Origin of the sequence: Caulobacter endophyticus (genome assembly GCF_003116815.1) — a bacterium.
GTDB classification, from domain to species: domain Bacteria; phylum Pseudomonadota; class Alphaproteobacteria; order Caulobacterales; family Caulobacteraceae; genus Caulobacter; species Caulobacter endophyticus.
The window spans coordinates 1-11,192 of sequence record NZ_QDKQ01000053.1 but is presented as its reverse complement, the minus strand read 5'-3'; the positions used below and the strand labels follow the sequence as shown (position 1 = coordinate 11,192).

The following is an 11,192-nucleotide window of genomic DNA, read 5'->3' as shown; positions in this document are numbered from 1 at the left end:
GCTACTCCGTGTCGGGATCGGGGGGACGCCGCAACCGGGCGCGAGGGGGCCCGCGCCTCTTGCGAAGGCGGGCCGCGTCGAAACGAAAAAAGCGCGGAGGGCCGGGGGAAGGGATCGGCCCTCCGCGAGCAGGGGTCAGAACTTGTAGTTCAGACCGAAGATGTACTGCCGGCCATACTGGTCGTTGGTCTCGGGCAGCAGCGTGCCGTCCGAGAGCACGCCGGTGCGGGTGCGGTAGGGACTGTTGTCGAGGTTGTTGACCTGCAGCACGGCCGACAGGCCCTTGAGCGGTCCGTCCTGGAACTCGTAGCCGATCTGGGCGTCGATCTGCTCGTCGGCCAGCACCTGGGTGAAGCCGCGATAGGCGAACAACTGCACCACCTCGCCGCGGAAGGCCGAGCGGTGGCGCTTGCTGATCCGGGCCGAGAAGCCCGCCCGCTCGTAGTAGCCGGTGACGTTATAGACGTCGCCCGACAGGCCGGGCAGCGCGTTGCTGGAGCCCGGGCCGTCCGGCTGGATGTCGGTCTTGGTGTGCGACATGCTGCCGACGAAGCCGAAGCCCTTCAGCCACGGGCTGATCAGGCCGAAGTCGACCGCGCCCGAGATCTCGTAGCCGTAGAGCTTGCCGCCCTCCCCGTTCTCCGGGCGGGTCAGGAGGCCGATGTTGCCGATCGGCGTGACCGTGCCGGTGTTGGGCACGTTGGAGAAGTCGTAGTCGACCGACTTGTTGTAGATGTAGGTCTCCAGGTCCTTGTAGTAGCCGGCGACGGCGATGTAGGCGCCCGGCGAGAAGTACTTCTCGATCGACAGGTCGAAGGCGGTCGCCTTCCACGGCTTCAGGTACGGGTTGCCGCCCGAGCCGCTCCAGCGGAAGGTCAGGGCGTCGACGCCGGCGGTGATGCTGGCGCGCATGTCGTCCAGGCGCGGACGGGCCGAGGTCTTGGCCACGCCGAAGCGCACATAGAGGTTCTCGACCGGCTCGGCCGTCAGGTTCAGGCTTGGCAGCAGCTCGTCATAGGTGTCCTCGACCGTGACCAGGCTGGGAGCCTGGGCCGTGCCGCCGCTGACGGTGTAGCCCGTCGATTCCTGCTTGGTGGAGATGTACTGCAGGCCGATGTCGCCCTTGATCGGCAGCACGCCTACATGGGTGTCGATCTTGGCCATCAGGTAGGCCGTGGTCAGGCGCTCCTGGATCTTCCAGTCCTTGTTGTAGTCGTCGGCGTTCCCGATCGGCACGATGTCGTAATAGACCGGCAGGGCCTTGGGCAGGTTGATGGCCAGAACCTGATCGATGCCCGCGAACGACAGCGAAGCCGGCGTCATCAGGTACTGCGAGGCCACCGTGGTCGGGGCGCGGCCGTTCTTCAGGAAGAGGTCGTTGTCGGAGACCGTCTTGTCCTTCTTGCGGTCGGCGTAGTTGATTCCGGCCTGCACGCTGCTGAGGAAGCCGCCCAGGCGGGTCTCCGAAACGTCGTGGTCGATGCGGAAGTCGCCGGTGAACATACGGTCCTCGACCTCGGGGAAGCGGATGGCGCCGTCGTGGCCCCAGCCGCCCCAGGCGGCCGGATCGCCCAGTTGCATGCGGCTGGCGTCGGCGTAGTCGAAGCCCGTGGTGTACTTGCCCACGCCGTTGAAGTTCAGGTCGTAGCCGATGTTGTCGAAGGTGCGGATCGGGCCGTAGCCGGCGTAGGTCTCGAGGATCTGCTCGCGGCGCTCGACCTTCGAATAGCCGATGTCGGCGGTGTAGGTGGTCGCACCGGAGACGTACGAGGTGTTCCAGCCCAGGGCGAACTGCTCATCCTTGCGGGTGTTCAGGTCGTTGCGGACGATCGGGGTGACGTTGGTCGCCGTGCCCGAGGTGTTGATGATCGAATTGCCGACCTTGGTGAAGCCCGGGTTCAGGAACACCGTGGCGTCGGGGGTGCTGGGGCTGGAGAACCACTGCATGCCGCGGCGGATCTCCGTCTGGTCGAAGGTGGAGTAGAACAGGTCCAGCGTCGAGTGCAGCCTGTCGTTGGGCCGCCATTCCAGCACGCCCATGTAGCCGTCGCGCACCTGGTCGCGGTTGGTCGCGAAGATTTCCTGGCCGCCCAGGCTGTAGGCCCCGGCGTTGGCGCCGGTGAACTGGGCCGGCTGCTCCCAGTACCAGGCCTTGTACTGCTGGACCTGGGTAGGGCTGTCGAGGTGGGCGTAGCCCAGCGCCACGCCGATCGTGCCGTCGGCGAACTGGTCGATGTAGGAGGCGCTGAAGCGGTAACCCGACTTCGAACCGTCCGGATTGGCCTTGTCGAGGTCGCTGATCTCGCGGCGGGCGTTCAGCGTCATCACCCGGCCCTTCTGGTCCAGCGGGCGGACGGTGCGCATGTCGACCGTGCCCGACAGGCCCTGGCCGATCAGGGCGGCGTTCGAGGTCTTGTAGACGACGACGCTGTTGAGCAGCTCGGACGGATACTGGTCGAACTCGGCGGCGCGGTTGTCGCCGGCGCTGACCTGCTGGCGGCCGTTCAGCAGCGTGGTCGAGAAGTCGGGCGACAGGCCGCGGATCGAGATCACCTGCACCCGGCCGTTGACGCGCTGGCCAGTCAGGCCCGGCAGGCGCGCCAGGGACTCGGCGATCGACACGTCGGGCAGCTTGCCGATGTCCTCGGCCGACACCGCTTCGACCACACCGACCTCGCGGCGCTTGATCTCGGCCGACTGCTCCAGGCTGCGGCGATAGCCGGTGACCACCACCTCTTCGACGGCGGTGTCTTGGGCCGGGGCGGCGTCCTGGGCGTGGGCGGCGCCGGCCAGCAAGGCAAGAGCCCCGGCCGAGGCGTAGGCCAGTTGCTTGAAGCGCTGGGCGCCGGCGCGAACGCGGACGGCCGAATGGGCGTGATGGATCAAGGTACTCTCCCCTACTGCGTCTCTTCCCTGGCCTTCCTCGCCCCGTCTCTTGCGGATTCGGCGTTGAAAAGCCGCGCTTTCGCAAATTGGAAGCGCTTCCAACAAAGGCCGCAACGCGTCGGCCTTGTCAAGGGGATCAGCGTTCGGTCAGGGAGCGGAGGCGGCGGTGCCCCGTTCGACCACCGCGTGATCGAGGCAGTCGAACTCGGGTTCGGCCTCGGCCCGGCCGCCCGTCAGGCGGCTGGCCAGCAGGGCCACGGCGCGGCGGCCCATGTCCTTCAGCGGCTGGTGCACGGTGGTCAGAGGAGGCCAGACGATGGCCGACACCGGCGTGTCGTCAAAGCCGGTCACAGACAGGTCCTGGGGCACTTTCACGCCCCGCCCGTGAACCACCGAAAGCGCTCCGGCGGCCATGTCGTCATTGGCGCAGACCAGGGCCGTCGGATGCAGCGGATCGTCCAGCAGGCGCGGCGTCAGCTCCACCCCCGAACGGAAGGTGAAGTCGCCCCGCACCTGGATCAGGTCGGACGCCCCGAGCCCCGCCTCGGACAGGGCCCGCATCAGGCCGTCGAGGCGCCGGTCGGCCGACAAGTGGCCCTGGATGCCGCCCATGAAGGCGAATCGGCGATGGCCCAGCTCGATCAGCCGGCGGGCGATGTCGTAGCCGCCAGCCTCGTCGTCCATGCCCACGCCGTCGGCCAGGTCCCTGCCCGCCCCGCCCGGCGAGATCGACACCACCCTGCAGCGGCGCCGCAGCACCTCGGCGATCAGCGCCGCATCGTCAGAATAGGGCGGCGTGAAGATCAGCCCCTCGCAGCGCTGGGTGGCGATCAGGTCATAGACCTGCTGCTCGCGGTCGGCGCTCTGCAGCGGGATGTGGCGGGTGACCAGCTGATAGCCCAGCTCCAGGCAGCCGCGCAGCGCGCCCAGCTCCAGGGCCGAGTGGTAGAACGAGTTCGGCTCGCTCTCGAGGTCCGAGGCGAACACCAGGCCAAGCAGCCGGCTCCCCCCGCCGGCCAGCGAGCGGGCCTGCGGATTGACCTTGTAGTCCAGCGCCTTGACGGCCTCCATCACCCGGGCCCGCACCTCGTCGCGAACATTGGGGCCGTCGTTGAGCACCCGCGAAACCGTCGTCCGCGCGACGCCCGAAAGGCGCGCCACGTCGTCGATGGTGGGCCGTCTTGCCGTCAATGAACTCTCCGAACCGAACGCAGGGCGACACGATGGTGACGAATGGCCGGGCTGACAATAGCTCGACCGCAGGCTGTCCTGATCGCATAAACCACGGATGGATCAAGGCGGCCGCCCATTTACAGAAGCCGAGCCTACTGCGGGACGCTCGCGGCTATTCCTCGCCGGCTATGGCCTGGCCAACGCCGGCGCCTTCGTTTCCTTCATACCGTTCCTGACCCTGCTGGCGCCGCTGAAGGCCGCCGAGGTCGCCCCGCACGCCCGCGACCTGACCCTCAGCCAGATCTCCATTGTCGGGGCGATCACCGCAGCCGTCGCCCACATCGCCTTCGGCGCGCTCAGCGACGCCACGCGCAGCCGCTTTGGCCGGCGTCGGCCCTGGATTCTCGGCGGCTGGATCGCCACGACGCTCAGCCTCGCCCTGGTAGGCCTGGCCCAAACCCCGTGGCAGATGCTGGGCGCGGTCGTGGTGCTGCAACTGGCGGTCAACGCCCTCTACGCGCCGCTGGCCGCAGTGCTGCCCGACCTCGTGCCGGACCACCAGAAGGGCGCGGCGGCAGCCTGGGCGGGCCTGGCCCTGCCTGCCTCAAAGCTGTTCACGGCCCTGGTCGTCGGCGCCCTGCTGGTGTCGGCGACCAGCCGCTATATCGCCGTCATCGCCGCCGCGGCCCTGCTCGTTCTGCCCTTCGCCGTGACCCTGCGCGAGCCGCCCGCCCCCGCCCGCGCGCCCATCGCCTGGCCCAGCCTGAGGCTGACCGCCTTCGCCGATGGCCGCTTCCGGATGGTGTTCGCCTCGCGCCTGCTGATCGAGACGGCCGTGGCGCTGCACACCCTCTACCTGTTCTTCTACCTCAAGGACCGGGGCGATCTGGCCAGCCGCCTGCCGGGCGTCACCCCCGAGGCCGCCTTCGGCCTGCTGCTGACGGCCTCCACCCTGGGCATGCTGGCGGCCGGGGCGGTGAGCGGCGTCCTGTCGGACCGGCTGGGCCGGCGACCGGTGGTCATCGCCGGCGGCGTATTGATCGCGACGGGCGTCGCCTTGCTGCTGCTGGTTTCGGGCTGGCCCGGCCCGCTGGTCGCCCAGGTCGTCTTCGGCATCGGCCATGGGGTCTATTCGACCAGCAACCTCGCCCTCGTGGCCGAGGTGCTGCCCGACAGCGCCGGTAATGGCCGCGACCTGGGCGTGATGAACGTGGCCGTGGCGGCCTCGCAGGCGCTGGGCCCGCTGCTCGGCATAGCCGTGGCCTCGGGCGGCGGCGACCTTCGCGGCGTATTCGCGGCCGCCGTGCTGGCGGCCCTGGCCGGCGCTGGAGCCTTGCTGGCAAGGCGCTAGCCTCGATCTTCCGCATACGACCGATCGCACATGGCGCAGATTCACCACGTGCAATGCTTCGGAGCTTTACAAAGAGTTACAACTCTGACACGAGTCCTGCGCCGCGCCTACTAAAGCGTGGATCGCCCGGTCGAAACCAGCCTTGAGGGAGGTGTTGGTGCTCGAGTCGTCGGTGTTCCCAAGCGTAGCGTACCCAAGCGTAAACCCGGAGGCGGCCGACCTGCTGATCACCAGCATCGGCAACGCCTCGCCTCGCGCCGCCTCGGTGCTCAGCCAGGCCCTCGACCTTCCCGTCGAGACGGTGGTCGACGCCCTCTATCGCGCCCCCGCGCGCCTGCTGGCCGGCCTGCCCGCTGCCGACGCCGCGCGCCTGGCGGAGCTAATCGGAACCCTCGGCGTCGAGGCCGCCGTCACGCCAGCCGGCCCCGCCCCGGCCCGCGCGCCGTCGATGGACCTGGCCGGCGAGCTCATCGACCTCGACGCCGCCGACGCCGTGGGCGTCGCGCTCGGGCGGTTCCTCGGGATGGATCCGGCGGCCGCGCTCGACCTGCTGCTTACCCCGCCGGGCGTGATCCTGGGGGCGGTCACCGAAGCCACCGTGCGCGCTCTCGAAGCGGCTCTGCCCGCCGGCGCCGTGCGCCTGACCGCCAGCCGCCCCGACGAAGCTCGCTTCGCCCTCTTCGCCAGCAACCTGTCGCACCTGCAGGTCGGGATCCTGCGCCAGCGCCTGCCCGCCGGCGCCGACATCGCGCCCGGCGGCTCGGCCACCGTCTTCGATCTGAGCCGCAGCGAGGCCGACGGCCTGTGGCGGCGGCTCAAGGCGCCCGAGCAGGTGCGGATCGTCGACCAGGCCTTCCTGCGCTTCACCCTCGAACTCGTCGCGGCCCCGCCGGAAAGCGCCGCGGCGCTGGAGATGCTGGCCGGCGTTCCGGCCGAGGATTTCCAGCTGCTACGCCAGGCCCTGCCAATCCCGATCGAGGCCGGCGTGGCCTTCGCCGACCTGGAAGGCCGCATGGCGGCCTACGTCGAAGCGAACCTGACGGTGCGAGCCGAGCTGGAGACCTTCTCGCACCAGGCGCTCGACATCCTGTCCGCCCCCGAGGGAGTGCTGGCGCGAATGGGCCTGGCCGGCGCAGCTCCCCTGTCGACGGAGCTGATGCCGCGCCCTCGCGCCCAGCTGCTGCGCCATCGCCTGGAGACGGCCGGCGCCGAGGTGCTGTTCGCCGAGATCCGCGCGTGACCGCCGTTCTCGACGTCCACCGGCTGCACGCCGGCGTCGCCGAAGCCGGCAAGGTTCTGGCGCTGAAGGGCCGCCACGACCAGGCCCTGGCCAAGTACCGCGAGGCGTTGCGCCTGGCCCATGGCGTGCGCGCGCCGCAGATCTTCGCCCGGCACTACCTGCACTGCGTGCTGGAAAGCCTGGAGCGCACCGGCGCCAACGAGCAGGCCGCGGTCCTGGCTCATGAGGCCGCCTGCAGCGCCGCCGCGGAACTGGGCGACGGAACGCCCAGCGACTTCCAGCGCCGCGACCGCGCCTGCCTGCTGGAGCGGTGCGGCGTCAATCGCCTGAAGGCCGGCGATACGGCCGGGGCGCGCGAGAGCCTCGAAGCCGCCATCGCCTTGGACGAGGCCCTGCCTCTGTCTCGCGATCTACTGGCCTGGACAGCCCGCGGGCTCGGCGTTCCCGCCGCCCGGCTGGCCGAGGCCCAGCGCGTCCACGGCTACTGGACCGTGCGCGCCGACACCGTCGACAGGGCGCGCGCCTGTGACTCCCCGGCGCTTATGAAGGAGCCGATGCATGGCTGACGAGAACCCCATCGAGCGGATGACGCCCGGCCAGATCCTGGCCGACGCCAGCGTCGCCGAGTTCATCAAGGCCATGGGCCTGTCGATCGCCGACGCCCAGAAAGCGCTCGACCTCAACAGCCTGGCCCAGGTCGGCGAGTATGTGGAGCCGCGTCCGGGCCTCGGCGGCAAGAGCCTGCTGCAGCTGGGCCTGTCGCCGCCGTTCTATCACTACCAGCACGCCGACCTGACGGTCTCGATGCAGTTGACCATGAAGGTCGGCGAGGCCAGCGCCTTCGGCATCGGCGCCAAGCTGGACTTCGGCTTCGGCCAGGGCGGTCCCCAAGCCCCGGCCAACGCCCGCGAGGCCCAGATCACCCTGCGCAGCCTGCCCGCCAGCGTCACGGTCGACGGGACAAAAACCGATGCGGCGGGCGCCGATCTGGAAGCCGCCGCCGAGGGCCTGGCCCAGGCGTTGCGGAGCCCGACCGGCAAGTTCGAGCGGGCCTATGTCGTCGCCCAGCACACCCGGGCGCAGTTCAAGCTCGACCCCGACAACGCCCGCAACCCGATCAAGACCGACACCGGCGTGGCCTTCTACGCCGGCGGCGAGGCCAGCTTCGGCGTCATCCGCATCGTCGAGACGCCGACGGCCGGCGCCAGCGAGGCCTTCGTCCTGGCCTCGGGCAAGACCGCCACCGTCGGCAGTCAGGCCAACGCCCTGCTCTACGCCCGCGCCGTGGTCACCCAGATCAACGCCCTGGGCGGCTTTCGCGCCCGGCTGGTGCGCGATCCGCCGGGCTCGACCCTGCCGGCCGGCGGCGGAACCCTGGGCCTGGCGCTGTTCGACAGCGGCAGCTCGGCGCTCAAGCCCGCCGCCACCGAGGAGCTTCGGCTGCTGGCCCGCGCCCTGCGCGACAGCGGCTCTGTGGTCGACGTCATCGGCTTCACCGACCGCGTCGCCTCTCAGGCCTACAACACCCAGTTGGGCCAGGATCGCGCCGACGCCGTCGCCAATTACCTGCGGGCCAACGGCGTGCCGCCCGCCCAGATCCGCCGCACCGAGACGCGCGGCGAGGACCGCTGGGTCGGCGCCACCGACGAGGTGGCCAACCAGCAGTTCCGGCGCGCCGAGGTGCTGCTGGCCGACTCCGACGACCTGCTGATCGTCGTCGACTCCGCCGGAACCCAGCTGCAGGCCACCCCAACGCCCGACAGGACCGGCGGCTCGGCCAGCGGCAACGGCTTCATCATCGTGCGCCACTTCACCGCCCAGGCCGTAGACGCCACCGCGGTCAAGGTCGGCGCTTCGGAGACTTCGGTGGCGGTCAGCGGGGCGGCGGTCAATTCGGGCGGCTCGACCTTCGCCGCCGACACCCCGGAGGCCTATGCCTTCAACCTGGCGCGCGACGTCAACGCCGGCAGCGCCACCCATGGCGTGCGCGCCACCCGGCAGGGCGGCGTGGTCAGCTTCGTCAACGCCAGCGACGTGGTGTTGATCAACCTCGTCACCCTATCGGCCAACGACATCGCCCTGTCGGCGGACGGCGGCGCCAGCATCACCCGCGCCCTGGCCGGCATCGCCGCCGGGCCGACCGCCAGCGGCGACCGGCCCAAGGTCTCGGTCGCCGTCGGCCTGGCCGTCGATTACCGCTCCAGCCGACAGTTCGAGCAGTCGGTGAACGGCAACAGCAGCATCTCGGCCCGCATCGTCGCGGTGCCGGCCCCGGTCGAGTTCCTTGAGGAGATCAAGACCTACCTGACCCCGGCCAGCGGCTCGACCCCCACGCCCACGCCGACGCCCACCCCATGAGCGAGACCGCGTCCGTCACCCGGCAGTTGCTGTCCGCGCCGTTGCCGCAGATCATCGAGCGCCTGGGCATCGCCATCGCCCAGGCCCAGTCGGCGCTCGACCGCAACAGCATCGAGACCGCCAAGGCCATGGCCGAGGCCGAGATCGAGCTGGGTGGGGAGACCCACAATCTGATCTCCCTTGGTTTCACCCCCACCTTCTACAGCTTCACCGAGGCCACGGTGGAGGCCAAGCTCTCGTTCAGCATGACCGAGAGCACGGAGTTCGGCGTCTCGGCCGGCGCCACGGTCGGCGTGCAGGCCGGCTTCGTCATGGTCGCCGCTTCGGTCAACGTCAGCTACGCGCGCAAGTTCTCGGTCAGCGCCGAGGGCATGAGCTCGATCGCGGCCCGGCTAGTCAGCCTGCCGCCCCCCGAAAATCTCGAAAACCTGCTTCGCAAGATCAGCGAAGCCGCCCCCGCGCCCAATCCCTAGGAAGGACCAGACATGTCGATCGGGAGAGAGCTTCTGAACGTCCCCATGGGGGACATGATACGCCAGATGGCCTTCGCCATCGCCGAGGGCCAGATCAAGCTCGACGCCAACAGCATCGAAGTGGCCGAGATGATGGGCGGCCTGCAGGCCGTGACCGATGAGGACGGCAAGACCACCTTCGACGACAGCCGGATCTTCTTCGGCTACGACCTGATGACCGCCTCCGACGCCCTGGCCTACATCGCCGCCGACAACGCCATCTCGGGCGGCGACACCAAGGCGCTGGAAAAGGTCGTCAAGGACCAGAAGAAGGCCGCCGAGGACAACGGCGAGAACGCCGACACCACCCTGATCCGGGTGCCCACCCGCCTGTCGATGCTGGAACTGGGCTTCTCGCCAACCTTCTACCAGTTCGTCGACACGATCATCGAGGTGAAGATCGCCATCAAGATCACCTACAGCAGCGAGACGACGCGCACCTCCAAGGCCACCAACCAGGTGACCACCAAGGGCTCGAGCTTCAGCTGGAGCCTGTTCCGCGGCAAGGCCGGCACGACCAACACGACCCAGGTCTCCACGAGCCAGGTCGACGCCAGCTACTCGTCGAAATACAGCTACTCGGCCGAGGGCTCGAGCCTGCTGCGCACCAAGCTGGTGCCGATCCCGCCTCCGGCCATACTGGAAGAACGCATCCGCCGGCAGCTGGACGAAGAGGTCGAGCGCCGCCGCCGCCTGCTCGACAAGAAGCTGGGTACGCAGAACCCCTCGCCCCCGACCCCGTAACCCCCGGACGGAGAACGCGCCATGAGCGTGGGCACCGAACTGCTTGCCGTCCCCTTTCCCGAGATGGTCCAGCGCCTGGGCGTGGGCATCGCGACCGCCCAGCTGCAGCTGGACATGGTGTCGTTGCGCATCGCCCGGCTGATGGCCGGCTACGACGAGGACGCCGACGAGGAGAAGGAAGGCGACGGCGCCAAGTCGAAGACCTACATGGTCAAGTTCGGCGACGGCAAGGAATACAGCCTGCTGGAGCTGGGCTTCACTCCGACCTTCTACCAGTTCGTCGACACCGTGATCGAGCTGAAGATGTCGATCTCGTTCAAGTCCGAGACCGAGATCAAGCGCAGCAGCAGCGCCACGACGGTCAAGGCCGGCGGCTTCTGGACGCCGTTCGGCGGCGGCGGGGCGGTCAGCGCCAGCAGCGTCAGCGCCAGCTACGCGGCCAAGTACCAGTACAGCGCCGAAGGCTCGAGCCTGATGCGCACCAAGCTGGTGCCGATCCCGCCGCCGGCGCTGTTCGAGGAACGCGTGCGGGCGCTGATGGAGAAGCGACGGGCGGCCGAGGAAGAAGACGACGGATGAGCGATCCGCCCTGGAAGGACGCCCTGCGTCGCGCGAAGTCGCCGACGCCGGCGCCCGCGCCGATCCGCGCGGCGCCCTCCCCGTCCCGCGGCTCGTCGCCGGGCGCCGATCCGGCCGCGCTGTCTCCCAACCTGGCGCGTCTGATGGCCGAGCGACAGGCGCTGGAAAGCCGGATGGCCCAGCTGACAGGCCAGGACGGGCTGGGCGATCCGCGCTACGCCGTCACGCCGCTGGACCAGCGCCGGGCCGAGCTCGAACGCTGGGGCGCGGGACGCGACGCCGCGCGGGCCACCGTCGCGCCGCGCCCCGATCCGCACCCGCCCGCCCTGCCGCCGGCGCTGCGCGGCAC

At 69.7% G+C, this 11,192-nt stretch carries 9 protein-coding genes and 1 pseudogene; 8 read left to right on the top strand and 2 right to left on the bottom strand.

What is annotated here, in order from left to right; translation table 11 throughout:
- Nucleotides 1-135 precede the first annotated feature (135 nt).
- Complete coding sequence (locus DDF67_RS14655) at nt 136-2,886, bottom strand: TonB-dependent receptor (RefSeq protein WP_233247665.1); 2,751 nt, start codon at nt 2,884-2,886, stop codon at nt 136-138.
- A 147-nt stretch (nt 2,887-3,033) separates the two neighbouring features.
- Nucleotides 3,034-4,077 carry a LacI family DNA-binding transcriptional regulator gene (locus DDF67_RS14650; protein WP_109101610.1) on the bottom strand — a complete coding sequence of 348 codons (1,044 nt, stop codon included), beginning with the start codon at nt 4,075-4,077 and terminating at the stop codon, nt 3,034-3,036.
- A 97-nt stretch (nt 4,078-4,174) separates the two neighbouring features.
- On the opposite strand from DDF67_RS14650, the gene DDF67_RS14645 reads away from it, so the two are divergent.
- From DDF67_RS14645 to DDF67_RS14610, 8 genes and pseudogenes are all read left to right on the top strand, one after another.
- Complete coding sequence (locus DDF67_RS14645) at nt 4,175-5,410, top strand: MFS transporter (protein ID WP_109101609.1); 1,236 nt, start codon at nt 4,175-4,177, stop codon at nt 5,408-5,410.
- A gap of 157 nt (nt 5,411-5,567) precedes the next feature.
- Entirely contained in the window at nt 5,568-6,650 is a 1,083-nt protein-coding gene (locus DDF67_RS14640) for a hypothetical protein (RefSeq protein ID WP_109101608.1), read from the top strand.
- Nucleotides 6,647-7,216: a peptidylprolyl isomerase gene (locus DDF67_RS14635; protein WP_109101607.1), complete on the top strand. Its 570-nt coding sequence runs from the start codon at nt 6,647-6,649 to the stop codon at nt 7,214-7,216. Before DDF67_RS14640 ends, DDF67_RS14635 begins: the two co-directional genes overlap by 4 nt.
- A complete protein-coding gene (locus DDF67_RS14630; protein ID WP_109101606.1) occupies nt 7,209-9,008 on the top strand; it encodes an OmpA family protein in 1,800 nt (599 codons plus the stop codon). The genes DDF67_RS14635 and DDF67_RS14630 overlap by 8 nt, the downstream gene beginning before the upstream one ends.
- The gene (locus tag DDF67_RS14625) at nt 9,005-9,481 is read left to right on the top strand and encodes a hypothetical protein (protein WP_109101605.1); all 477 of its coding nucleotides are present in this window, start codon (nt 9,005-9,007) and stop codon (nt 9,479-9,481) included. Before DDF67_RS14630 ends, DDF67_RS14625 begins: the two co-directional genes overlap by 4 nt.
- Nucleotides 9,482-9,547: 66 nt before the next feature.
- Nucleotides 9,548-10,264, top strand: a complete 717-nt coding sequence (locus DDF67_RS14620; protein WP_199229244.1) for a hypothetical protein — start codon at nt 9,548-9,550, stop codon at nt 10,262-10,264.
- A 21-nt stretch (nt 10,265-10,285) separates the two neighbouring features.
- Nucleotides 10,286-10,843 carry a hypothetical protein gene (locus DDF67_RS14615; protein ID WP_109101604.1) on the top strand — a complete coding sequence of 186 codons (558 nt, stop codon included), beginning with the start codon at nt 10,286-10,288 and terminating at the stop codon, nt 10,841-10,843.
- Nucleotides 10,840-11,192, top strand: a pseudogene (locus DDF67_RS14610) (hypothetical protein); the annotation flags it as partial. The gene DDF67_RS14615 and the pseudogene DDF67_RS14610, both read left to right, overlap by 4 nt.

Bases quoted from the DNA above. Each gene is read 5' to 3' on its own strand.
- DDF67_RS14645 (WP_109101609.1), top strand. From the start codon at position 4,175: ATGGATCAAGGCGGCCGCCCATTTACAGAAGCCGAGCCTACTGCGGGA.
- DDF67_RS14630 (WP_109101606.1), top strand. From the start codon at position 7,209: ATGGCTGACGAGAACCCCATCGAGCGGATGACGCCCGGCCAGATCCTG.
- DDF67_RS14625 (WP_109101605.1), top strand. From the start codon at position 9,005: ATGAGCGAGACCGCGTCCGTCACCCGGCAGTTGCTGTCCGCGCCGTTG.
- DDF67_RS14620 (WP_199229244.1), top strand. From the start codon at position 9,548: ATGGCCTTCGCCATCGCCGAGGGCCAGATCAAGCTCGACGCCAACAGC.
- DDF67_RS14615 (WP_109101604.1), top strand. From the start codon at position 10,286: ATGAGCGTGGGCACCGAACTGCTTGCCGTCCCCTTTCCCGAGATGGTC.